Origin of the sequence: Paenibacillus sp. HGF5 (assembly GCF_000204455.1) — a bacterium.
Classification (GTDB): Bacteria; Bacillota; Bacilli; order Paenibacillales; family Paenibacillaceae; genus Paenibacillus_AQ; species Paenibacillus_AQ lautus_A.
The window spans coordinates 1-22,961 of record NZ_AEXS01000182.1; the positions used below are offsets into that span (position 1 = coordinate 1).

Below are 22,961 nucleotides of genomic sequence, written 5' to 3' on the forward strand. Positions count from 1 at the left end.
CAGCATCTCGGCAATGCCCGCTGTGCCGCCGAAATTACCATCGATTTGAAACGGCGGATGGTTGTCGAAAAGGTTAGGCAGCGTTGAGTAGTGAAGCATCGCTCTAACGTTTTCGTAAGCTTTGTCGGCATCCAACAGTCGTGCCCAGAAGTTGATGATCCACGCCCGGCTCCAGCCGGTGTGTCCGCCGCCGTTAGCCAACCTTCGTTCCAAAGTCGTCCGAGCCGCTGCGGCAAGCTCCGGCGTGGAATCCACGTTAATACCTTCGCCCGGATAAAGCGCGAACAGATGGGAGATGTGGCGATGTCCCGGTTCCACTTCCTCGTAATCCTCCATCCACTCCTGAATTTGCCCATATTTGCCGATCTGCGGTTTGGGCAGCCGCTTCAAGGCGGCAGCGAGCTCCTCGCGGAACGCCTCATCCTTCTCGATGATTTCTCCGCTGCGGATGCAAGCCTCAAACAGCGCTTCGATAATCTGAAAATCCATCGTGGCCCCGGCGCACAGCACCCCCGTCTCGCCGTTTGGCAGCTTATACCGGTTCTCCGGGGAAACGGAAGGGCAAGTCACGAGCCGCCCTTCGCCGTCCTCGATCAAATAATCGAGCAGGAACAACGCCGCCTCCTTCATCGTCTCGTATGCCCGCGCCAGAAAATATCGGTCCTGACCGAATCGGTAATGCTCCCACAGATGCAGGCACAGCCAGGCGGCGCCCATCGGCCAGAAGGAAGCGGGAAGGTACGTATCCTGCGGGGCCGTGTCCGCCCAAATATCCGTATTGTGATGCGCGGTGAAGCCCCGGCAGCCGTACATGACGCCGGCCGTAACCCGCCCGGGCTCCCGCATCCGTTCGATCAGCTCGAACAACGGCTCGTGGCATTCGGCCAAATTGCAGTTTTCTGCCGGCCAGTAGTTCATTTGCGTGTTAATATTGATCGTGAATTTACTATCCCATGGCGGAGTATAGCTATCGTTCCAGATGCCTTGAAGGTTCGCAGGCAAAGAACCCGGCCGGCTGGAGGAAATAAGCAGGTATCGGCCGAATTGAAAATAGGTTTCGATCAGCCCGTTATCCTCTTCGCCCTCCCGGTACCGTTTCAGCCTGTCATCGGTCGGCAGCGTGTTTTTTCCCGGGCTTTCCGACAGACTTAGGGTCACCCGCCCGAACAGTTCAGTGTAATCTTTAATATGTCGGACCAGCAGCTCAGTATAGGAAACTTGGCTCAATTCCTCCAACCGTCGTTTGCCGTAAAGCTCTGGATCAGGATGCCGGAAGGTCGTACCCGCGGTAAGCAGCAGCGTTACCGCATCAGCATTTTCAACCAAAAGATATTCACCTATAGTCTTGCATACTCCGCCTTCTGAAAGCGCCTTCACGATGGCGCAAAACGAGCTGCCTCCTTTGCCGCCACATTCCCCTTGCATCACAAGTCCCTGCTGGTCCCATTTATCTGTCTTCTCCATGTATCTCCAATTTCGACGATTAAACCTTGCCTTTAAAGATACCGCCCCCGGTTTGTCAGCCGAAATCCGCATGATGATCGCCTGATCCGGGTAACTGGCAAACAACTCACGGGTATATCGGATCTCTCCAATCCGGTAACTGGACCGGGATACGCCGTGCTCCAAATCCAGTTCCCGCTCATAATCCTTGGCCATTTCATGACGATCGAACGAAATCAGAAGATCGCCGAGCGGCAAGTAGTGCCGCTGCGATTCGGGCAGTCCGGCCATTGCCATTCCCGCCAGTGCCTCCGCCTCATGCAGACGCCCATTCATAACCAGCTCGCGGATTACCGGTAAATGCGGCAGGGCGTCTTCGTTATTGCGATCACGCGGACCTCCATACCATACGGAATCTTCATTGAGCTGAAGCTTTTCCTCGGCTATTCCCCCAAAGATCATGGCACCCAACCGGCCGTTCCCAATCGGCAAAGCCTCGTTCCAATCTGTGGCAGGCTGGAGATACCATAATCGCTGCTTTTGTTCTACGCCAGCTATACCGTTTTTGTTAATCATGCCTTTTCCTCCGTTCCATTCATTCTAACGCCTCGTCGATTAACATCTTTCTTTTGAATCCATCTCTATACTTTCCATATCATCTTTTTCACGGTGGGCACCTGGTGTGATCCCTGTATACTTTTTGAAGACTTTGGTGAAATAATGTTTATTTTCAAACCCGGCCCGCCGACCGACCTCGCTTACGGAAAGATGCCGATGCGTCCTCAGCAATTTCTGCGCTTCCTTGATACGAAATGCGTTCAAATAATTCACAAACGTGTCCCCTGTCACCTTCTTGAACAGGCTGCTGATGTAATTCGGATGAAGGTTCATCAAATCGGCAAGGTGATCCAAGGAAAGTTCGTTCATAAAATTCGTTTGCGTATAAGCAAGAATGCGTTTCGTGTGCCTTTCACAGTCCGAATCAGCTTCGGAAGGCAGTTCATCATCGATACGTGCTAGCAGTTTTGCAATTTCGTCTTTGTCCAGCGGTTTAAGTAAATAATCCACCACGCCGCTGCGCAGTGCTCTTCTAACGTATTCAAATTCGTCATAGCCTGTCAGAATAATAAACCGCGTACAAAGTCCGTTTCCTTTCGCCTCCTCCATCAACTCGAATCCGCTTTTTTCCGGCATATGAAGATCCGTAACCGTAACATCCGGCATAAACCCCGTCATGACTTCAAGTGCTTCAAAAGCGTCGCCTGCCTCGCGCACCTCCGTACCGAGCGGAGCCGCGTCCTTGATGACCTTGACTAATCCCTCAAGAATAATCGGCTCATCATCTACAATTAATAGTTTCATCGTTGACCGCCGCCCCTTTCGTTATGATGATCGTGAGACGTGTTCCCTGGCTTTGCTCACTATCAAGAACCAGTCGTGAAGCACCGCCAAAAAAGGATTTGACCCTCTCGCTCACGTTAATCAGGCCAACCCCGCCCCCCTCGTTCTCTTTGCTGGGATGGATATCGTCTCCTTCCGTTAGCATTGAACGAAGTCTTGACAGCTTGTCTTCCGGAATCCCTATTCCACTGTCCGAAATGCAGATCCGAATTTCATCGGCGGTTTCTGAAGCATGAAGGCTGATATGAACGGGGCGAAGCGTTGCTGCAGCCCCATGGATGATGCTGTTCTCAATCAAGGGCTGAAGTATAAACCGGGGACAAGCGATTTGATCTGCGTCAACGTCGATGTCAATCTTGTAGCTAATTCTGTTTCGGAGCCGCATCTTATGTATATTAAGATAGAAGATGACCGTCTCGATTTCCTTGGCGAGAACCGTTTGATCCTCCTTGGAAGACAAGCTGTAACGCATCAGCCTCCCGAACCAGAAGGAAATATCAGCTATTTCCTTATCGTTATTTGACTCGGCCAGCATTCTGATGGTTTCAAGCGTATTATATAGAAAATGCGGTTTGATTTGGGCTTGAAGCACTTTATATGCAGCTTCTTTGTTTCGCAACTCGGCTCGGTGGACATTGTTAATCAATTCGTCCATCCGCTGAATCATCGAATTGTAAGTCGTGATCAGAAACCCGATTTCATCCTGGCGGTTCGGATTATCGTGCTTGCTGATGTACGGTCTCATATTGTTGTCGTTCAGGTTACGCATGTGTCTAGCCAGGCGAAGAATGCGCTTTGTGATCGTGGATGCAAGTACATAATACGCTAGCGACAGTGCCGCCAAAAAAACAACAACGGTTGAAATCAGAATGATTTCCTTGCGTTTAATCGTATGAAACACGACGTCTACCTTTCCGACAACGAAGAGTCGGACCCCAAGCTCCTCAATGGAGAGATGATTCACGATCGTTTTCCGATTAATATAATAGGGCTCCGTGTCGCTTGCTCCAAGCAGTTTCCGGGTTTCCTCATCCATTCGGGCAGTCGTATCCTCAATTATCGCCGTACCAAACGGTAACAGAATCGCTTCCCAGTCTCCTTCCATGCCGATGGCCTTGTAAAATTTCTGCATGAGACCCCTGCCGATGCGCAGTTCAAGAAGTCCGACGATCTCGGTAAACTCCGGGTTATATATGTTCTGATAAAAAACTAGCCGCGGTTCCTGAGCTCCAGAATCGGGGACAATCCATGCTCCTTGACCGGGTTTCAGCAAACTTACTAACTCCTTGTTCTTCGAATCAAGGGACGATATCTCGAGAAACCGGTCGGTGATTCGAAGCACCTGTGCCTTGGTCTTATAAATTCGAAGCGACTCGATTTCCGGATTGGCAAACAGCGACTGTGTCATGATCGGGCTGATATAACGGTTGTATGCGTAGATGCTTTCGGAATCAGATTCATAAGCTCCGCTCAGGTAGTCCGTCACATACGGATTATATTGCAGCAAGCGGTGGATGGATTCGATCCGGGTCAGATCCGCCTTCATATTTGCCCTGGCTTGTTCCAGTATCTTTTGCCGACTTTCCATGAATTGTTGGGTCAGATTGCCGTAAATTTGAACGTAATAGTAATATCCAAACGTAACGACCGGGATAAAGACAAGGAAGACATATCCGATAATGATTTTACGTATGATACTCACGGTCAGGAATCCCCCCGCTGCCGATTGATTTCTACTAACCGTATCATGGGCAAGCAAAATCCGGTAGAGATTTTACGTCCCTACCGGCTTTGTGACATCCAATTACTCGAATAAATCCTTCTTCTTCTGGTATGTTTCGTTTGCCCAATCGACAAGCTCCTGCAAGCCCATATTCTCGGCAGTCTTCACCATATTTTCATAATTCGCAACCGCCTCTTCCTCGGATTTGGCCAAATAAATTTTCACCTTCTCATTTTTAATCATCTCGTCGATCTTTGTCTTGAGCGTCTTTTCTTGGGAATCCGGCTGCGTTTGAATAAGACCGATCGCCGGCTTGTAGGTAGTTACGGCCTTAGTTTCCATTAAAGCCTGTGTCTTCTGCGATCCCGGAACATAGGACAGCATGCCTTCGGTGACTCCATCGTTGTATAGGTACCACCATTTTATCCCGTTGCCGTTAACGAAGTCGGCATCGGAAGGATCGTATTTGAGGTTGGGATAACCCGCTTCATTCCATGTCCAATGTTCGCCTTCGACTCCAAACATGGTCAGTTTTTTGCCTTCGTCGCTCGCCAAGTACTCAATAAATTTGATGGATGCTTCCGGATCCTTATTTTTCTTCGTGATAAAAGTACCAGCAAATCCCAAACCCGTACTCACGGCTTTAGCATCCTTTGACAAAACGCTCGGAAGCATTTTTAACGTAAACGAGTCCCCGTTACTCTTGATTTTATTGTTGTCCGCCTCCGCTGCGGAAACGGTATAACCGTGGGCGAAGGCTTTGCCGCTTGTCACGTATTGATCATCAATCTGATCATTTGCAAAAGCAAAATTTTCCGCGAGAATGTATTCATTGCGATATAAGCTGTTCATGAACTTGAAATACTCCAGCATCTTCGGTTGTCTGATCGCATAATCGACTAATCCGTCTCTTTCATACCAGCCGTCGATGAGAGCCTCTGTGCCGAACTGCTGCATAAAGTACTGCTCGATCCATTCTTTATCCAGGACTAGCGGGACCATATCGGAATGCTTCTCCTTGACCATGCCTAAAACCTTTACGAAATCGTCCAGCGATTGAATCGGTGGATTGCCGAGTTCCTTCAGAATATCTTCCCGAACGGCAATCCCTGGATTGCCATCGCTGCCAATGGAATATTTACTTTGAGCCATTTCTTCCTGCGTCGCAAAAGCATTTCGAACCGTATAGAAGTTGCCGTCGTCCATCGTATGGATCGCTATTCTCGTTTTATCGATTTTGAAACCCGGCGCATATTTCTCGATCAGCTCATTCCAGGGATAGGACAGCTTCGAATCCGACATCCGATCAATGTTAGCATACGTAAAGACGAGGTCCGGCAAATCTCCGGAGGCAATCATCAGCGGCAGCTGCTTATCATCGGTTGCGACAGTTACGTTCAGCTTGACACCCGTCTCCTCGGTAATTTTCTCTGCTACCGGGCCTTTCCACTCCTTAACCGGATACCATGGCGCATCGATGAACAGCGACAATTCCTTCACACCGCCTGCTGTTGTCGAAGAATCACTATCCTGCTTTGCGTTCGAAACTCCGCCGCCGCTGCTGCCACAGGCGGAGAGCAGCGTACACGCAAGCACCGCCGATAGTGCCGCAGCGAGCAGTTTATAGCTCTTCTTGGATATTTTCAAGTGAACCCCTCCAAATAATATATTGGTATTTTAATGTAAGCGGTTAAATATAGAAACAACGATTTACCCTTTCACTGAGCCTAGCATAATTCCATGCACAAAGTATTTTTGCAAAAAGGGGTATACGCATATGATCGGAACGATGGAAATGACCATCGCCGTCACCTGCAGCGAGAAGCTCGTCACTCCGGCCGAGGCCGAAGCGCTGTTTGCAACGGCAAGAGAATCCATAGGCGAGTTGCTCTTGTTGATCACTTCCATCATCCGAAAAGTAAGCGTTCTCATGTTTTCGGATTGAACGAAATAAGCAGAATCCAGCCAAGAATTCCATTGACCGACACCCATGAATAAAGCCATCGTGGCGAGTACCGGCGTCGATACAGGCAGAATGATCCGAAAAAAAATCTTGAGTTCACCAGCGCCGTCTATATGGGCTGACTCCTTCAGTTCGCCGGGAATTTCGCGGAAGAACGAGATGGCAATGAGCAGAAAGAACGTGTTGAGCATGGACGGCACGATATAAACCGCAAATGAATTTAGCAGTCCGATCGAGCGCAGCACGACATAATAGGGTATTAATCCGCCCGAAAAATACATCGCGAAAATGATGACTGTAAAATACGTTTTGCTGAACAATAAATCACGTTGTGAAAGGGCATAAGCGACCAGGCTTGTCAGCAGCAGCCCCAAAGCCGTGCCAGAAACTGTACGGGCAACCGTGATCAAAAAGGCACCATACCACTTTGGATCTTCCAGGAAAATTTTGTAGTTCTCCAGAGTAACCCTTCGGGGCCATAGATATATGCCTCCCAAGAGTGTATCGGAGCCTTTGTTAAACGAGGCAATGAATACATAATAGAACGGGTACAGCAAGATGAGCGCCATCATAAACAACACAATATAAATAAAGCTATCAAAGAGTATATCCTTCTGTCTTTGGCTCTTCAGCACCACCAACCCTCCTTTTTAGAATAAGCTTGACCCCGACACACGTTTAGCGATGAAGTTGCTGGAAAAAATCAAGACTACCGAGATGACGGACTGAATAAGATCAATCGCCGCCGCATATGAAAAACGCCCGTCACTCAGGCCGACTTTGAAAGCGTAGGTCTGGACAATCTCCGATGTCGGATTATTGATGCTGTTGCCAAACAAGTATGCCTGCTCGAAGTTTGAACCGACCAGACCGCCTCCGAGTATGCTGCCGATCGTCAGAACCAGCACAACAACAACCGTCCCTCTCATACCTGGAAGTGTAATATAACGAATCCGTGCCAGCCTGCCGGCGCCGTCAATCTCAGCAGCTTCATAAAGCGAAGGATTGATTCCCGCTATGGCAGCCAAGAAGATGATCGTCCACCAGCCCATTTCCTTCCAAATTGCACTTCCGACAGCAAGTCCCCAGAAATAATTGGGACTCGTCAAAATATGAAGCGGTTTATCAATGAAACCGGCTTCTGTCAGTGCTCTATTTACCATCCCAACATCCGCGGATAGGAAGGCGTAAGATACCCCAACAACAACAACCCATGAAATAAAATGCGGCAAGTAACTGATGGTCTGCACGAATCGCTTGAACGCCATGTTTTTCACTTCGTTCAACAGGATTGCAAGCAGAATTGGAGCTGGAAAAGCGAAGATGACCTTCAGAAAGCTTAAGACCAGCGTATTGCGGACTAACGTGGCAAACTGATAATCGTTGATGAATTCATCGAAATATCGCAGCCCGACCCACTCACTAGTGAAGATTCCCTTAATGCCATTTGAAATGCTGTAGTCCTTAAACGCCATGAGAATACCGAACATCGGCGTGTACGAGAAAATCATCAGAAAAATCATGCCTAGCCCGACAAATACATGAAGTACTTTTTGCTTTTTGAACCGCTTCCATAATTGCGTTCGCCGACCAACTCCTGCGGTGGGGCTCGTAAGCTGTCTATCCAGTTCCATATTTGTGCTCCTCCTTTACATCTAGTGTATCCTCCCGGATCTTACCGCCGTAAGCTAACATTCTTAAGAAAGCGTTGTCATTTTTTAATAAACAGCTTTCATTGTCTTATTATTTTGGTCTCGCAAACTCAAAGAAAGCAGTTCCGTAATATGCCCGGAGCTGCTCGCTGATTTTTGTTGGCTTGACAAGCCGAGTGGTTGCTTATGAGGAGTAGCTTCTGCGAATCTTTTAATATCACTTATCCATGGCTCGGGACAAGAACTTGTACCGATAAAACAAAAAAGCCGCTAAATTAGCGACTTTCAATGGGATTATGCTCTTGTCCCCCCGAAAAGTTAATTGAATCTATCATATCACTTTTCTGCTAATAGCTTTATTTTGTCTAAAGTCTCTTCCCAGTTTTTATCCGAGTGCTCATACATCGTTGGTGTTGAAAAGTTACGGTGCGTAAAAACAAGTGTTGTACTATCGTGATTACCTAATAATTGGAACGTAATAATTGAGTAATTTTCTGGAGTGTCTGGAGTTCCCGAAAAACCACTCCAATAATCATAAGAGAATGTGTCCGGTTCCTTGAATTTCAATATATGTCCCTTATCGGTAAGGTTTTGTCCGTCCCATGAGAATGAAAATGTGATCGGACTCTCTTCTCTCCAATCCGTTTCAATATGTACACCTAACCAATCTCTAATGTAATCAGGATCAGTCAATACCTTCCAAACAGCATTCTTACTTGCATTAAGATCTCTAGTTTTTTCAATAATCAAATCCATTGAACTTGTTCCTCCTACTCAGAATTATGCGAACAATTGTTCTATTGAATTGTATTCATTAATCTGCGAAATGTCAATTTATACCTCTGTATGACTTGTATCTTTGCTCGTTAGTTCAGCAAGAAAAAGCCCAGGTCGAAGCAGCCGACAGATGTTTGTCGGCTGCATCTTATGCTCATTAATATTCGTTTGGCTACGCCAGGCGTGGTGATCAGCCAGGCAGTTAACGAACGGACGTGTAGCGGTGCACCACGACGCCGGAGCCGAAGGGTTGGGTCTCGATCAGCTTTAGATTCAGTCGATCATGAACTCCCGCCAATAATTGGGGGCCACGTCCGGCAATGATGGGCTGTACCAGGAAGTGATACTCATCCACTAAGCCTAGTTGTGCCAGGGTGGAACCAAGGCCGGGACCGCCGTTAACGACTAGGTTCTTCCCTTCTGCCATAAGCTGTGGCACCTCCTCTGAAACAGGCCCCTTCAACAGGTAAGAGTTCTGCCACGACAAGTGATTCAGCGTCCGCGAGAAGACATACTTGGGTTTCCGATCGAGCATGCGTGCGTAGTCGACCAAGAACTGAGGTCCGTCACCGCTACTGGCAATGGCTGGCCACGCACTTTCCATCAACTGGTAGATTTCACGTCCAAAAAGCAGACCATCAGACTCGTCCATCAGGTCCATCGTATACTTGTGGAGTTCCTCATCCGCAATCACCTGCGTGTGGTCACAGCAGCCGTCCAGTGTCACATTCATCATCAGAATTATACGTCCCATATGCAGCCTCCTTATGTCTACATTTTATCATCCAATAACAGGCCCAGTTTCTCATGGATTGCTAATGTTCACTTTTCCATGGACATACCTCTATTAGTTTTTAAATGCTTTCGAAAGTCACTTGACAGTCTACCTACTAGTAGGTAGACTAATGATATGAAAAATTCACCTACTACTTCTGATGACATCCTGACTTGTGCTCGTTCTTTGATCATCGATGGCGGCTACAACGGTTTTAGTTATGCCGACATCGCTGACGTGGTTGGGATTCGTAAGGCGAGCATCCATCACCACTTTCCAAGCAAGGTCGATCTGGTTCGAACACTGGTTGCAAGGTATCGGGAAGAAGCTGAAGCGGGGATGGAGAATATTGAACTCCATGTACCCGATGCTCTTGAACAGCTTCGGTTTTACGTTAGCTATTGGAAAGCCTGCATCGCGGACGCTAGCGCTCCGATTTGTGTCTGCGCGTTGTTGGCAAGCCAGCTCCCCGTCCTGCCCGAGGAGGTTGCCATGGAGGTCAGGGAGCATTTCCGCTATCTGTCAACGTGGTTGACATCCGTGCTGGATCGCGGATCGCGGCTTGGGCAACTTCAACTTAGAAGTACCCCCCATGCCGAGGCCGAAGCATTCATGGCTACGGTTCACGGAGCTATGCTTTCGGCGCGGGCCTATGGCGATCCGAATATGTTCAGCTTCGTGACAGACCCGCTCTTGGATCGACTCGCACTTCCATTGTGATTGGTCCAGTGGCGAAAATTTTAACCATTATCGAGATGACAAGAGATTAACTCAACCACTTACTTTGAGTCATCTAGAGAGGAGGCTACATACTGTTGAGGATATGCTCGCTATTGACGAACGAATCGCGTCATATCCGCTAAGAGCCGATATAGGTCATCTAGTTGTCCAGAGATGATGTCATCCGCTAGTATTGGCTCGCGTAAATCTATCGACAGAACAAAACAAGTCACCCTTGTCCTTAAGGACTGAAAGGAGTCAGTTATGTTTGGAATTTCACCACTCGGCTGGGTGCATACGCTCAGCAGCTTGCCCGCCATTCCGCTGGCTACATATATGTTTGCTCGCTACGGACGGATTGTCCCTAGGTCAAGGCTTGGTGTCGTCTACTTCATTTCGATGATGATCGGCGCCATCACGGTATTCCCCATCGCTCATCAGTCGGTAAGCTATGTCATTAGCACAGCAACGATCCTGCTGCTGCTCGGCGGATACGGCGTCGGGCGTATTACAAGCTTTGGGCGTTCCGGCAAGTACCTTGAGACAATCTTCCTCAGCCTGACGGCGTTTCTGTTGTTGTTGCCGACTGTTACTGAAATCCTGACCCGTGTTCCAGACGGCAACCCCTTAGTCACCGATCTAAGTTCGCCAGTCTTACTTGGTGCTCAAGCCACTCTCCTCGTCATTTTTATCGTTGGTTTGACAGCACAAATCATCCATTTGCGCAAGCAAAACAGACTGGATACTTTCGACTCGTCAACCGAGATGTCTGCTTAAGATGTGAGCAGGAAGATAATGAATCAAGGCTAAAACCGAGAGGCTAATTAACTAAAGAGAAGGAGCAAAACATGTCATTAACTCAAGCATTAGCCACTGTAAAACAGGAATTTATAGCGCATACCCCTTTGGAGATCCAAGCGGAGATGTTCCGACAGATCCAGGAGCAACAGGAGTCCGGCATAGCTTACGGTCGACAGGAGGGGCAGAAGGCCAAGGATTTCACACTCAAAAATGCTTTGGGAGAATCGGTTAACCTCTATGATGAACTGTCCAAAGGACCTGTTGTCCTAACTTTCTACCGGGGCGGATGGTGCCCGTTCTGCAACACTCAGCTTAAGAGCTATCAGAAGCTGCTTCCGGATATTGAAGCCCTTGGGGGTCAGCTCATCGCAGTCAGCCCACAAAGTCCGGACAACACGCTTTCCCAGCAAGAGAAAGAAGAGCTGTCCTTCCAAGTGCTCAGCGACACAAACGGTCTCGTGGCCGCTTTCTATAATATTCTTTACGACGTTCCGGACTACATCCAGGACATTATGAAACAAATAGGCATGGACCTAACGGAATACAATGCGATGAACCGCTGGGTTCTGCCGATCCCTTCCACCTTCATGATCGATGAATCTGGAATTATCCGTTCCGCCTATGTCAATCCGGATTTTATGCAGCGATTGGATCCGGAAGACATTCTGCATGAGTTGAGAAAGCTTTAAGTTTTTGTTCTTAGTCAGAAAAACTTCTTTTAGCTCGCAACATCGAGAACTCGTATACAAGGCGCTATACGGTTTGCTATTATATTTAAATTGCAGACTACCCATTATTTAACGGCATCAAAGATACCATGTTTTTGTCCCTCTTCACCTATCTACAGAATACTCAGCACGTCAGTTGAATAAAAAGCAGCCGATCACATTGGTCGGCTGCCTTCTTGTTGTCATTGAGCTATCGTTTCCCGTGAGCGTAACATGATTAATCTTCAGACCTACCATGCAAACATTTTAGAATCGAATCTGCACATTCTTCTGAAGAATTTACGTGTGTGTTGACAGTACAGTCGTACTGTATATCTTTTGCCATCATTTTGTTTTGCAAGTCTGATTGATCTTCAGCTCTATCTCCACGTTCAATATTTCTTTGGCGGCAAATTTCCAAGGGACAAAACACTTCAACCATATAAAAGGGGTACCCAGCAAATATGTCCTTAACTTTTTCATAATGCGGCTTTAACTCAGGTCTTTCTACCAAGATGCCATCGATAAGCACATTTTTACCATGGTCAGAAAATAGTTTGGCGGTATGATACATCATAATAATGGCATCACTTAAATATTTCCAATAATCTTCTCGAAGATAGTGGTCGCCAATTGTATTTTCAAAAAGATCGTTTGCAACAACATAATAAAACTCGTCCGATTTTAATTGAATAGCGTCTACAATAGATGTTTTTCCTGAACTGGTTACTCCGTTCAAAAACACGATTTTCCCTTTGCTCATCTCTAATTCCCCAATTCGTTCAATTTAATTACAGTTTAACAGTTTCAACGTATAAACAGGATTGAGAAAACAATTATAATTAAACTATGAGCAATGAAAACGAAGCAGCTGCCGACCGGCATACTGCTCCATCTGTTCTCCTCAACTATCGTTTCCCATTAGTTCAGGTTTCCTCCCATTCACTTGAGATTCCATTGTTCCCGTTCATATATTAAGTTATAATGAACCTCTACGATGATCGAAATTCAACTTCTTATTCTATTTTCTTACCGGAGGAATCATGAAACTAGTTGCTTTTTTTCCTTATCGAAATGATGTAAGGAAAGTCCTGATCCCTTATTTAAACCAATTGACGGAAGAACAGTGGTATGCAACGCATCCCGACCATCCCAACTCTATCGCCTGGATCGTTGAGCACATCGCGCGCAGCGAAGACGAATGGATTAACGTGATTAGTTCTAAGGGAAAAGGTCAACTTCCGCAGTCTTTGGATCACTCGCAGCAAATTTTACAGGCCTATATCGACATTCGGAACCAAACGGAGCTCAAGCTCAATTCCATGGTTTACGATGAATATGAACCAGCCATACAGCTCCCTCGTTTTTCAGACGGTTGGGAACCGCCTTCGGCGCCGACACTGCGATGGATCTTCCATCATGTTTTCGAGCATGAGTCGTACCATGTCGGTCAAATCGGCGTCATCGCACGTCTGAACGGATTCCCCGGTCCCCTTTTCTAACGTAAAGATCATTTTGTTATATTGTAAAGCCGGTTGTTACGTAACGTCGGGTTAATCTACTACTGCTGTCATCAGATTTCTCATCAGGAAAATGATGCTGGACATGACTTTCCGACTCCCCTACTTCGACAGTTCACTTTAGCTTATCCAGACCTTCAAGCTCCGGAAGACCCGCTTCTCAACGTTTCTCGAATAAGAGGATTTATATTCAGTGGTTGTTCATGTTAAGGGAGGTGAAAAATAGCCTTGCGTAAAAAAGGTAGGAACGTAACAGGTATTGTATTGGCCGTAATTTACTGTGTTGTTCTTTTTGAGATTTTAATTGATGCACCCCCTGGTGAAGCTCCAAATAATCCGCCTTGGGCATACGCAATGATTCCACTTGGGGCTGTTGCAATCACCTTTCTCTTTGATTATGTGATCAAGTTCGATTTCTTCAAAAAAAAGAAAGAGTGAATGGGATGCTATACATGACAAAATTAAATATGGATAACACATTTTGCAGGAGTTCTCCTTTGATTGTTGAACTACCCGCATCGATGATGCTTGCTATGCCGTAACTCCCACTATGGTTTTTTATCCGCTTTTCTTGTGCCGCGACATTCCATGAACATATACAGTTAAAGGACAAGAACCCTTACCCGTACTTGCCCCTTTTCGCCTATCCCCTATCCAATGTTACCACGACGAGAGCTCTGTTCTTTTCCACTTGTTTTTGGTAACGCAAACATATACATAATCGTCATCCCATGCTATCTGACCCTGACTACAGGCATCTGTGGATGAGGCAGGCGTAAATTTGTCCCGGATTCGAAGCATATCCCCGTTTACATCTAATTTGGTATCGGGGTCATTCGTACCTAAACCGACATTACCACTGCTGCGCTTTATGGTTAGCGGGGAATCAACGACGTTGCCGTCATCGTCATAACGAACGAATTGCATGTCGGCTCCGGAATTGTCCCCCGGTTCTTCGGAACTATCTGCCCGAAGGGCCCATCTCGTTATCGTCTCATTTTCCTTGCCGGCTACACTGAACTGGATATCCCGGTTAGTCCCTTTTTCCCCTGCGACTCGCAATATGCCGCTCATTACATTGAAGTTGGAAGAATGCGTACGAATCTCGCTAACGTCAGTATCGTAAGGAATTTCAAACCGGGTAAACAGTTGGTTCGGATATTCACCCTTTGGCGACATCGTGGTTTCGAATGAGATATGCTTATGGTCGTGCTGCTCCGGATTGTTAGCCTTGTCATGCGATATGATCGCCGTTTTGTTCATTCCCTTCTCGTCGAGCCACACGATGGCAGGTTTAGCCCTTTCCGCCGTCCATTGAAGGCGAATCAGATCAGACTGATGCCCCTCTTCCTCAACCCACCTCTGGTCAGTAGACATATGTAGTCGCTCATTATGTGGTACGCGAATATTGTTATCGGATTGTTTGAGTTCGCTTAGGGTAATCTCCGATTCTTGTTTCTGAACTGTACAGCCAATGCCCAACAAGCAGATGCCGCCTACTATCATCATAATCGTCCTAATGTACTTCAAAGCGTTTCCCTCCGTTGTCGTAAATTCGAACACGTTACGTAATAAGACTGATCGTATTATATTCAACAGAGGTCGTATACCCATTTCATCAAACTTCCCGGAAAAATGATTCTTTTCGTCTATACAATCAAAAAAGCACTCTGCCAGAGAGAAAGTCCTATAAATCCCACGATCATAATCCCACGAGGGGATATAACGAAACATGATTGATTGTTATGGATTCACGAATTTATGATCATCCATATTAGCTTGTTCAACGTCCACCCAATTTGCATTATGCATCATCTCGGAAGAATCCCCATGAAATGCCTTCATCGCTTCCTGATCATCAGACAGCCGATATCTCATCCAAGCCGTCAAGTACCCCCTATGATTGCCACCATTACCTTCAATCGCTGTATGAGCAGCACCTTTTGCCATCCCCATCATAACAGGCGTGTTCGGATGAGTATTATGTAAGGCTAATTGATTCGTTGATACCGGTGAGATTAGAAAATCTCGTGTACCTCCCATAATGAGAAAAGGAGCGGTAATACGTGCTGTATCGTACACATCTTCTGGATCACAATGCTTCAAATCCGGGAGAGCGATGGAAACAACCGTCTTAATCCACGAACCACTTTTATAGTTGGTATGTGCATTAATAACCCCTGTAGCCCCTTGAGAATGTCCAGCTACACCAGTATGTTCCATTTGTATTTTTTGATAAAACAAGCTGTTTGCCTGTTCGTTTTCATTTTTCAAATAATCAATAGCCTCCACAATTTCTTTGCCAGTTCCTGTTGTCTTGCTATACGAATCTATTACTATGAATCCCCAGCTAGCTAGATGAGTTAAGAGCTCATCATAACGATCTGGCGTGGCATCTGTTCCATTCCCCCATGAAATAATAGGATAGGATTCGTCTTCTTGAAATGCCGGGTAGTATACTCTAAATAAAGCCTCCCCGCTCATTCTCTTAACTTCTTCTACCTTTACATGATAGCTTCCTTTCTGCGCATACCGCTGCTCAATGCTGCCTTCCGCAAGTTCTGGTATATTTGAATGAATGATGATTTGCATGAAAATTGTTATTGGAACTGCAGCGATCAGGACTAAAGCTGACAACCATAAAATCCACTTACGTTTTTTCAGAACCGACATACACATGACCTCACGATAGATTGCCGATTTCTCTATCGTTTTCTCTGTTAAAGTATGAAACTGAATGGATATACGTTAAACTTTGGACTGTTTCATTTCAGCTCTAAGCTTTCGAAAATCTCCGGGTGTTCTTTCGTGGTACTTTTTAAAAGACTGAATAAAATGATTGACATGATTGAACCCTACCCTACGGGCTATCTCGGTTATGGTGTCGTCCGTTGATATTAATAATTCGCTGCTTTTCTTTATCCGGTATTTGATCAGGTACTCGTAGGGGGTCATATGAACCGTTTTTTTAAAACATCGGGTACACTCCGAGATGCTCAGATGCGCAACATCGGCAATTTCTTGCAGCGTTACAGGAAACGAGTAGTTTTGATGTATGAAGCTAAGCATGAATTGCAGTCTCTCCTGTTGCCGCTTCACGTGTTTCGGTGCTTCCATGGGAGAGACGGACATATTGGAGATCAAGATGTACCATAGCTGTACGGTTTGAATCGAAATTTCATATTCCCATCCCCAGCTTTTTCTTATATTAAACTTCTTTCTCATTTCCCAAAGCATGTCCAATACCTGCTTCTCCCACTCCGAGTCTCCTATGATCACAAGCGAAACGAAAGAAGAATTGGTAAAAGGGAACACATAATTTTTTTCCATGGCACTGTCCGCGTGAAAGGCGAGCAGTTTTTCAGGAAAATTGAAACTCACATATTGACCGTCATGCGTTAGCTGCGTCGCCACATGAAGAACTCCCTTGTTGATCAGAATCGCCTGGCCGGTTTCCAGCTCATGATCCGTCCCATTTACTTGAATACTCAGTTTTCCTTTCGTCACCAACGTGATTTGCAGCTCTTCGTGCCAATGCAGATCGTTGAATCCTCTTCCTTCGGGAATACTTTTATGAATCGTATGCGTGTACATGATATAAGGAAACGCATCGTCGGGATACAAAATAGTCTCATGCAGCGGCTTAGTCATTCCAAGGAACTCCTTTCTATGACGATATATCTATATTAATGAAAGATATATTTGCACAATTAAATATAATACGATGATATTATTATATCATGAATTTGGCTTATCACTAGCCTGTGCACAGACGATCGGATAGGCCCTCTTGGAGGGTTATAGTTGAAAACAAATAAATCATCGCTACCGCTACATCCTTATATACTGCTATTTATCGCTATTCTGTCGGTATCCGTATCTTCGATCATGATCAAATCTTCGGATACACCAACCGCTGTAGCCGGTATGTACAGACTTTATCTATCGGCAATCATAATGCTTCCGTTTGTCCCCTGGAAAACACTCCGCTCCTTGAAACTGGACTCAAAGGATTGGGGAAACGTTATATTAGCCGGCCTGCTTCTGGGACTGCATTTCCTGTTTTGGATGGAGTCGTTGGTATATACCTCCGTGGCGAGTTCCATGGTAATCCTGGCGCTACAGCCTTTGTTTGTGATGATCGGTTCGTACTATATGTTTAGGGAACGAGCGAGTGTGTTGACCGTTCTCTGCTTGGTTGCCGCCTTGTTTGGCTCGCTTATTATCGCTTGGGGAGATATTGGTGTTTCAAGAGAGGCATTGATCGGGGACGGTTTGTCACTGATAGGAACCATACTGGTGTCGGCTTATATGCTGGTCGGACAGAAAGTGAGCCAAAAAATCAATGCAAATCTATACAGTGTTGTCGTCTTCTTTACTGGGGGGAGTGTCCTGCTCGTCTACAGTTTGTGGAATCACCATTCTTTGACCCATTACAACGCTTCGGATTGGACATACTTCCTTCTGCTTGCGATCATTCCCACGATCTTTGGCCAATATGTTTTCAACGTGCTGCTTAAGTCCATTGGTGCTACAACGGTATCCGTAGGCATTATCGGCGAACCCGTTTTGGCCATTATGCTGGCTTATCTGTTTTTGGGAGAAACGATCTCCGCATTTCAATTCGTAGGTGGAATGATTACGCTTCTGGGCATGCTGACCTATTTTTGGCTGCAAACCTTAAGATATTCAGCTCACAAAAATCTTTCGCATTGATCGGTGTATGCAGTATTAGTCCATCGGTAGCTCGTTAGCTCAAACACAAACAGCCGATCCACGTGGATCGGCTGTTTTTTTAAACCTTCTGTAAAAATATCATACAACGACATCTTAATTCTTCTGGCGCTAATCCTGCTCTCGTCCGTATTATGGCTCTATAATTTGTCTGCCCACGTTCACATCGTCTACCTTCCAATGGTTATCTTCAAATTTATAGAATACAAAGCGATCAACGAGCTCAAGATTGATAGGACCGCTTTCAAAGTAAGCCGATTGGTGCATTCTCGCCGCTGTGGTACCACTGTAGGTAATATCGGCCTTTTTTGTTAGTATAGCGTTATTTTTAATGCCATTACTGTGAATGATCTTGTTTATAAATGAGTCCGTGAAATAAGGACTGAAATGTGTTCGGATTTGGGAAAAGCTTGAGAGATCGGTGGCTTCATTTATCTTTTCATTAAGTACGTTTATTCTCTCTTGACTCATTCTCCAAGACTTCTGCGGCTCGGTATGGATAAAGACCTGTTGCAGACCGATCGTAATGGTTGTTTTTCGTTCTTGTTTGGACCACAGCGCGGTTCCGCCAAAAGCTTCAGCAAAAACACGTGCGGGCACATAAGTCGTTCCTTTATAGATTTTTGCTGGCACATCAAGACTGAAAGCAGCGTTATTTAATAAAGCTGTGCGAGAATCAACACGCAGCAATAGCTCTCGTTTGCCACGAATAATCGTAATGCTTTTTTTTGCCTGGTTCCAAGTTACTTCTGAATTGAATTTCTCTGAAACAGCACGTAATGGAATCAGCATTCGTCCATTTTCGATTTTCCCATTGTCAATCGTGTTCGATAAATTATTAGCGAAGCTTATCGCTGGATTACCGATCAGTAATGTACACACTAAAGAAAGTGTTAGTGCGAGTATTGTTTTTTTCATAGATAACTCCTCCCACGGTTCGATTATTTCCTTGACCTTAACTCAATCCTTGCTTTTTTAAAACAAACCCCTCCAGCAATTTACGCCGGAGGGATCAGGCAGTACGTAATGTAGCTATTTTTGCTCAAATATGATTACCGTTTTGGGATTCGCCATGTATTCTACGGGAGATCCTAACAGTTCGGACACGAAGCGTACGGGTACAAATGAACTATTCTGCTTCAACAGTAAAGGCGTATCAAATAAAACGGTTTTTCCATTCACGTTTGCTTTCTTTTCATTCACTTTCCAACGGATCGTTGTGTTGTCTTTGCTGATCGTTACCTCTTGTTTGCTTTGGTTCCACCCTACCTTAGAACCCAATCGCTCGGATACAAATCGAATCGGGACATAGGTGCGGCTCGATGCAATAAACGGGGCTTCGCTTAACTTAAAAGAACTCTCTCCTACGTAAGCAGTTCTACTCCCGATCACTAATCGCTGGGCTTTCAGTTGGGAATAGACGGATCCATCTCCACCGAGCTTATTGAGAAGCTGATACGTTTTAGTCGTACTTCTTAAATCCAAATAGTTACCGCTTAATTGCAACGCGTATCTTAGCGCTCCCGTGTCATAATGCGTATCGAACGAATGATTTCGAATGGGATCCAAACTCCATACACGGTTATCCTTTAGATATAAATATTGAAGTTCCTTTAGGGATTTCAAAGGCTCAAGGTTGTAAACCAAATTAGAGTTTAGACTCAAGGAAGACAGGTTAGACATTTTTTTCAGTGGGTCTAGTTTCTTGATCTGATTGTTGTCCGCGGAAAGAACCCTCATTAGCGTCATTCCTTCAAGCGCACGGAGATCCGAAATTCGATTGTTTCCGATGTTAAGGCTCATTAAACTTTTGGAGAGCGGCTTAAGTGGACTCAGGTCCGAGAATCGATTGCTCGCTAGTTCCAAATTCTTTAGCTTGGTTAAACGGCTCAAGGGCTGAATTTTCGCGATCTGGTTCCCGTTCAGTTGTAACCATGTTAATTCTGTGGCCATTGATAATGCCGTAATGTTCGAGATTTGATTATCGTTCGCTTCGAATGTATGCAGACGCCCAAGCTGCTTGATCACATCAATCGACGAAATTTGGTTCCGGTTTACGATCAACATTTCCAAATCCGTCATGGCGGACAACTCCTGAATTGAAGCGATCTGATTGTCCGCAATATCAAGTTCGCGAAGCTTAGTCAATGACTTGAGTGGCGTAATATCGTCAATTTCATTATTGGACAAGTCAAGATATTTCAAATTCGAAGCAGATTGCAAGCCTTGAATGCTTTTAATTTCTCGTCTTGAAAGATCAAGTAATGTTAATGATTCCATATCTTTCTGTGTAACAGCCGCATTTTCATCCTTTTTTATAATTTCTTTTATTGCTTGCTCCAACTGCTCATCCTGAAAACTTACTTCCAAGGAAGCCTGCTCCATAGATGCCTGTCCCGGTAAGCTGAGCATCATTACCAAAACGAATACAAGCCCTGATAAAACCTTATTCATTTCGTTCCTATCCCCTCTTCTACTGGTGTCTTATGGTAATGACGCTTATAACCTATAAAAGTTGCAGTCCATTTTTTTCCATTCCCATGGGGGCATTCAGGACCGATTCAAAAGCAAAAGCCATGGGTCACAGCGTGAAAAATAACGATGCGCCCATGGCTATTTATTAGGAATCATAAGGCACCATGCATTATGGCGCGACAGAATTTTGTCATGGAATTCCCTGCCGTTACCGGATGCCCGGTATTTACGGCGTCGGCGGCAAAACGACGGCTCCATTCGCCTTGCCGTCAATGCCGAGAACTTCGATTTCATCAAGGAAGACCCAGACGTTGACCGGGAATTCGATCTTGACGTAGCGGGCGTATACTTTATCGGCTCCCGCTTTCCCCGGCACGCCGTCTGCTGACCCGCTCCATCTCACGAATTCGGCAGAGGCAGCATCAAGTGCCGGTGGTGTTGAAACGGTTGCCAGCGTGCTCCAGGTTTGGCCGTTCGTTGAAACGGAAAAATCAACGTTCTGAGGGAAATAGATGCCGGGTCCTTGATCCTGAAGAAAATGGGCTCTGATTGATCCGATCGATTTGTTGTGGCCCAAATCCAATGTGATGGTGCGGCTTCGTTCTTCAGGGTAGGTGCTTCCCGCATGGCCCTGCCACTGCTCGTTGCTGAAATCCGTTCCGCCGAATAGGCCGTTCGTCAGTTCATTCCCAGAATCGGGATAGCTGCTGTTCGGCGGTCGCGAAATGGTATAGCTTAGTCCTTGAGCCAAATTGCCGAGGCCCCAGTCGTCTGACCAAATTCCCATGAGAACTTGGGCATAGGTATCAAGCACCGTTGCTGCCGGTGCCGAAATCAACCCTTGTGCTTGCACGGCCGGGTCGTGAATGTGTGCGAGGAAATCCTGCATATACGTTACGGCGTCCTTCGGCTTGTTTTGCTCCAGAAGCAGCTTGATGTTTTGCAAACGGTACAATAACTCATTGCCAAAAACCGAATTGATTTCGTTCGACGCGACGTAACTGCGTACAAGCTCCTCCATTGTCTCCGGCGTCGGGCTGCTGTCAATCGTGTACGTTCCGTTCAAGAACTGGTACAGCCAGTCATACATTAAACGCAAGCTTGGGTCCTTGCTTACCCCTAAGTTATAAACGGCATTATTACCTTGGTAATACGCCCTAAATCCATTCTGCATCAAGCCGGTGTCAACACCGCTGTTCAAGTATTCGATATAACGATCGCGGAATACGCCCTCCGTCAGCATCCTGTCATCGAACTCAAGCTCGATCGACATCCCATATTGCTTGGCCAGATTCGCGGCATCCTCCAAGCGGTCGGAATCCATTCCGCCGAAGAAATAGTTAGGCTGAAGCGCCACGGCATCAAACCCTACCTCTTTCCACATAAAGCTTTTATAAGCCAAAGAGTGAGGAATCCAGAAAAATTTCAAGTTCATGTCATGAACTTTGCCGCTTACAGCTTTGAGCAAATCCGGGCCTGTATCGCTTGTGCTGATTTGTTCTTCCAGCCAGTACATGCCGACAAGCTCCAGATTGGAATAGTTCGCCTCCTGCCATCTTTGGCGAACCTGATCCAGCCACCACTGCATCACTTTTATCCGGTTTTCGAGCGCTTTCTCTTTGCCGACAACCGAGTCGTTAAAGCTTTCGGATACCCCGTCACCGTCAACGTCGCCAAAGTCGTTTACGTATTCCCCCGGGTTCGGAATCATGAGCACAACCTTCATTTTATGATCAGGCTGGTTCAGCTTGGCTCCGACTTCCACTGTAGCCTCATTCAACTGCTGCATATCCCCCGCGGCTGCGAAGGTTTTATCCAAATACCAGTTCCAGTCCTCCAGGATCGTCTGTCCGACACCGAAGTCGCGGCCGGCAGGCGAAGCCAGTCCGAGATATAATATCCCGTCAAAAAGCCAGTCGACAGGCTCGCCGTCTTGATTTACGTAACTGATGTTAGGGATGATCCGTTCCTTGTTCCAATCGCCCAACCCATCTGCATATTGTCCGTTATACAGCAGATTCAGGTTCCGGATACCGGCTGTAGCTTCTCCCGGCTCCAAAAAACGAGGCTGTTCGGCAGGAACCTTTACCGCCCCCTGAGCCATGCCATCCGTACCTATAATTTCGATTTCGTCAATGTATTCCCATTGCGAAGGATGCATCGTAAAAGGTTACTTTAACATAACGCGCATAAGCCAGCTTGCCGTCCGTATTCCCGCCTTTGATTCCATCCCGGCTGCCGTCCCATTCAAAGTTCTCCTGCCTTGGCGT

Annotated in this window: 21 protein-coding genes; 6 read left to right on the forward strand and 15 right to left on the reverse strand. The window is 46.2% G+C overall.

Features of this window, described 5'->3' with window-relative positions; genetic code table 11:
* From HMPREF9412_RS31055 to HMPREF9412_RS31090, 8 genes are all read right to left on the reverse strand, one after another.
* Positions 1 to 2,019, reverse strand: a 2,019-nt coding sequence (locus HMPREF9412_RS31055) for a glycoside hydrolase family 95 protein (protein ID WP_009595914.1), incomplete at its 3' end; no start/stop codon positions are given.
* Between the two features lie 39 nt (positions 2,020 to 2,058).
* Complete coding sequence (locus tag HMPREF9412_RS31060) at positions 2,059 to 2,805, reverse strand: response regulator transcription factor (protein ID WP_009595917.1); 747 nt, start codon at positions 2,803 to 2,805, stop codon at positions 2,059 to 2,061.
* Positions 2,783 to 4,546 (reverse strand): sensor histidine kinase, encoded by a 1,764-nt coding sequence (locus HMPREF9412_RS31065; RefSeq protein ID WP_009595913.1) that lies wholly within the window; start codon positions 4,544 to 4,546, stop codon positions 2,783 to 2,785. Before HMPREF9412_RS31065 ends, HMPREF9412_RS31060 begins: the two co-directional genes overlap by 23 nt.
* 102 nt (positions 4,547 to 4,648) lie before the next feature.
* Complete coding sequence (locus HMPREF9412_RS31070) at positions 4,649 to 6,214, reverse strand: extracellular solute-binding protein (RefSeq protein WP_009595939.1); 1,566 nt, start codon at positions 6,212 to 6,214, stop codon at positions 4,649 to 4,651.
* 63 nt (positions 6,215 to 6,277) lie between these two features.
* Entirely contained in the window at positions 6,278 to 7,165 is an 888-nt protein-coding gene (locus HMPREF9412_RS31075; RefSeq protein ID WP_139084138.1) for a carbohydrate ABC transporter permease, read from the reverse strand.
* Positions 7,166 to 7,180: 15 nt separating this feature from the next.
* Positions 7,181 to 8,164 carry an ABC transporter permease gene (locus tag HMPREF9412_RS31080; protein ID WP_009595941.1) on the reverse strand — a complete coding sequence of 328 codons (984 nt, stop codon included), beginning with the start codon at positions 8,162 to 8,164 and terminating at the stop codon, positions 7,181 to 7,183.
* Positions 8,165 to 8,518: 354 nt separating this feature from the next.
* Positions 8,519 to 8,938, reverse strand: coding sequence for an SRPBCC family protein (locus HMPREF9412_RS31085; RefSeq protein ID WP_036674216.1), 420 nt, complete (start codon positions 8,936 to 8,938; stop codon positions 8,519 to 8,521).
* A gap of 223 nt (positions 8,939 to 9,161) precedes the next feature.
* On the reverse strand, positions 9,162 to 9,713 hold the full coding sequence (locus HMPREF9412_RS31090) for a dihydrofolate reductase family protein (protein WP_009595931.1): 552 nt from the start codon (positions 9,711 to 9,713) through the stop codon (positions 9,162 to 9,164).
* Positions 9,714 to 9,869: 156 nt separating this feature from the next.
* On the opposite strand from HMPREF9412_RS31090, the gene HMPREF9412_RS31095 reads away from it, so the two are divergent.
* The 3 genes from HMPREF9412_RS31095 to HMPREF9412_RS31105 all read left to right on the forward strand — a co-directional run bounded on the left by HMPREF9412_RS31095 (position 9,870) and on the right by HMPREF9412_RS31105 (position 11,944).
* A complete protein-coding gene (locus HMPREF9412_RS31095; RefSeq protein WP_009595940.1) occupies positions 9,870 to 10,454 on the forward strand; it encodes a TetR/AcrR family transcriptional regulator in 585 nt (194 codons plus the stop codon).
* Between the two features lie 264 nt (positions 10,455 to 10,718).
* Positions 10,719 to 11,231 carry a hypothetical protein gene (locus tag HMPREF9412_RS31100; RefSeq protein ID WP_009595910.1) on the forward strand — a complete coding sequence of 171 codons (513 nt, stop codon included), beginning with the start codon at positions 10,719 to 10,721 and terminating at the stop codon, positions 11,229 to 11,231.
* Between the two features lie 71 nt (positions 11,232 to 11,302).
* Complete coding sequence (locus HMPREF9412_RS31105; protein WP_009595923.1) at positions 11,303 to 11,944, forward strand: peroxiredoxin-like family protein; 642 nt, start codon at positions 11,303 to 11,305, stop codon at positions 11,942 to 11,944.
* Between the two features lie 256 nt (positions 11,945 to 12,200).
* On the opposite strand, the gene HMPREF9412_RS31110 is transcribed toward HMPREF9412_RS31105, so the two are convergent.
* Positions 12,201 to 12,725, reverse strand: a complete 525-nt coding sequence (locus HMPREF9412_RS31110) for a phosphotransferase-like protein (protein WP_009595920.1) — start codon at positions 12,723 to 12,725, stop codon at positions 12,201 to 12,203.
* Positions 12,726 to 13,005: 280 nt separating this feature from the next.
* Between HMPREF9412_RS31110 and HMPREF9412_RS31115 the strand changes: the two genes are divergently transcribed.
* Positions 13,006 to 13,464, forward strand: coding sequence for a DinB family protein (locus tag HMPREF9412_RS31115; RefSeq protein WP_009595938.1), 459 nt, complete (start codon positions 13,006 to 13,008; stop codon positions 13,462 to 13,464).
* A gap of 246 nt (positions 13,465 to 13,710) precedes the next feature.
* Complete coding sequence (locus tag HMPREF9412_RS31120; RefSeq protein WP_036660591.1) at positions 13,711 to 13,920, forward strand: hypothetical protein; 210 nt, start codon at positions 13,711 to 13,713, stop codon at positions 13,918 to 13,920.
* A gap of 222 nt (positions 13,921 to 14,142) precedes the next feature.
* On the opposite strand, the gene HMPREF9412_RS31125 is transcribed toward HMPREF9412_RS31120, so the two are convergent.
* From HMPREF9412_RS31125 to HMPREF9412_RS31135, 3 genes are all read right to left on the reverse strand, one after another.
* Positions 14,143 to 14,859 carry a hypothetical protein gene (locus HMPREF9412_RS31125; protein ID WP_254664144.1) on the reverse strand — a complete coding sequence of 239 codons (717 nt, stop codon included), beginning with the start codon at positions 14,857 to 14,859 and terminating at the stop codon, positions 14,143 to 14,145.
* Positions 14,860 to 15,225: 366 nt separating this feature from the next.
* Positions 15,226 to 16,155, reverse strand: a complete 930-nt coding sequence (locus HMPREF9412_RS31130; RefSeq protein ID WP_009595918.1) for a poly(ethylene terephthalate) hydrolase family protein — start codon at positions 16,153 to 16,155, stop codon at positions 15,226 to 15,228.
* 75 nt (positions 16,156 to 16,230) lie between these two features.
* Positions 16,231 to 17,133 carry an AraC family transcriptional regulator gene (locus HMPREF9412_RS31135; RefSeq protein WP_009595912.1) on the reverse strand — a complete coding sequence of 301 codons (903 nt, stop codon included), beginning with the start codon at positions 17,131 to 17,133 and terminating at the stop codon, positions 16,231 to 16,233.
* A gap of 153 nt (positions 17,134 to 17,286) precedes the next feature.
* Between HMPREF9412_RS31135 and HMPREF9412_RS31140 the strand changes: the two genes are divergently transcribed.
* Positions 17,287 to 18,198 carry a DMT family transporter gene (locus HMPREF9412_RS31140; protein WP_009595925.1) on the forward strand — a complete coding sequence of 304 codons (912 nt, stop codon included), beginning with the start codon at positions 17,287 to 17,289 and terminating at the stop codon, positions 18,196 to 18,198.
* A gap of 150 nt (positions 18,199 to 18,348) precedes the next feature.
* Here the strand turns inward: HMPREF9412_RS31140 and HMPREF9412_RS31145 are convergent, their stop codons facing one another.
* The 3 genes from HMPREF9412_RS31145 to HMPREF9412_RS31885 form a co-directional block, all read right to left on the reverse strand.
* Positions 18,349 to 19,134 (reverse strand): stalk domain-containing protein, encoded by a 786-nt coding sequence (locus HMPREF9412_RS31145; protein WP_009595911.1) that lies wholly within the window; start codon positions 19,132 to 19,134, stop codon positions 18,349 to 18,351.
* 114 nt (positions 19,135 to 19,248) lie between these two features.
* On the reverse strand, positions 19,249 to 20,670 hold the full coding sequence (locus tag HMPREF9412_RS31150) for a stalk domain-containing protein (RefSeq protein ID WP_009595916.1): 1,422 nt from the start codon (positions 20,668 to 20,670) through the stop codon (positions 19,249 to 19,251).
* Between the two features lie 247 nt (positions 20,671 to 20,917).
* Positions 20,918 to 22,852 (reverse strand): DUF4855 domain-containing protein, encoded by a 1,935-nt coding sequence (locus tag HMPREF9412_RS31885; RefSeq protein ID WP_009595915.1) that lies wholly within the window; start codon positions 22,850 to 22,852, stop codon positions 20,918 to 20,920.
* Between the last annotated feature and the right edge of the window lie 109 nt (positions 22,853 to 22,961).

Excerpts from the sequence above, each read along its gene's own strand:
- HMPREF9412_RS31095 (WP_009595940.1), top strand. The coding sequence starts at position 9,870 with ATGAAAAATTCACCTACTACTTCTGATGACATCCTGACTTGTGCTCGT.
- HMPREF9412_RS31115 (WP_009595938.1), top strand. The coding sequence starts at position 13,006 with ATGAAACTAGTTGCTTTTTTTCCTTATCGAAATGATGTAAGGAAAGTC.
- HMPREF9412_RS31080 (WP_009595941.1), bottom strand. The coding sequence starts at position 8,164 with ATGGAACTGGATAGACAGCTTACGAGCCCCACCGCAGGAGTTGGTCGG.
- HMPREF9412_RS31125 (WP_254664144.1), bottom strand. The coding sequence starts at position 14,859 with ATGTCTACTGACCAGAGGTGGGTTGAGGAAGAGGGGCATCAGTCTGAT.
- HMPREF9412_RS31145 (WP_009595911.1), bottom strand. The coding sequence starts at position 19,134 with ATGAAAAAAACAATACTCGCACTAACACTTTCTTTAGTGTGTACATTA.
- HMPREF9412_RS31100 (WP_009595910.1), top strand. The coding sequence starts at position 10,719 with ATGTTTGGAATTTCACCACTCGGCTGGGTGCATACGCTCAGCAGCTTG.
- HMPREF9412_RS31130 (WP_009595918.1), bottom strand. The coding sequence starts at position 16,155 with ATGTCGGTTCTGAAAAAACGTAAGTGGATTTTATGGTTGTCAGCTTTA.
- HMPREF9412_RS31110 (WP_009595920.1), bottom strand. The coding sequence starts at position 12,725 with ATGAGCAAAGGGAAAATCGTGTTTTTGAACGGAGTAACCAGTTCAGGA.
- HMPREF9412_RS31105 (WP_009595923.1), top strand. The coding sequence starts at position 11,303 with ATGTCATTAACTCAAGCATTAGCCACTGTAAAACAGGAATTTATAGCG.
- HMPREF9412_RS31150 (WP_009595916.1), bottom strand. The coding sequence starts at position 20,670 with ATGAATAAGGTTTTATCAGGGCTTGTATTCGTTTTGGTAATGATGCTC.
- HMPREF9412_RS31135 (WP_009595912.1), bottom strand. The coding sequence starts at position 17,133 with ATGACTAAGCCGCTGCATGAGACTATTTTGTATCCCGACGATGCGTTT.
- HMPREF9412_RS31060 (WP_009595917.1), bottom strand. The coding sequence starts at position 2,805 with ATGAAACTATTAATTGTAGATGATGAGCCGATTATTCTTGAGGGATTA.
- HMPREF9412_RS31885 (WP_009595915.1), bottom strand. The coding sequence starts at position 22,852 with ATGCATCCTTCGCAATGGGAATACATTGACGAAATCGAAATTATAGGT.
- HMPREF9412_RS31090 (WP_009595931.1), bottom strand. The coding sequence starts at position 9,713 with ATGGGACGTATAATTCTGATGATGAATGTGACACTGGACGGCTGCTGT.
- HMPREF9412_RS31085 (WP_036674216.1), bottom strand. The coding sequence starts at position 8,938 with ATGGATTTGATTATTGAAAAAACTAGAGATCTTAATGCAAGTAAGAAT.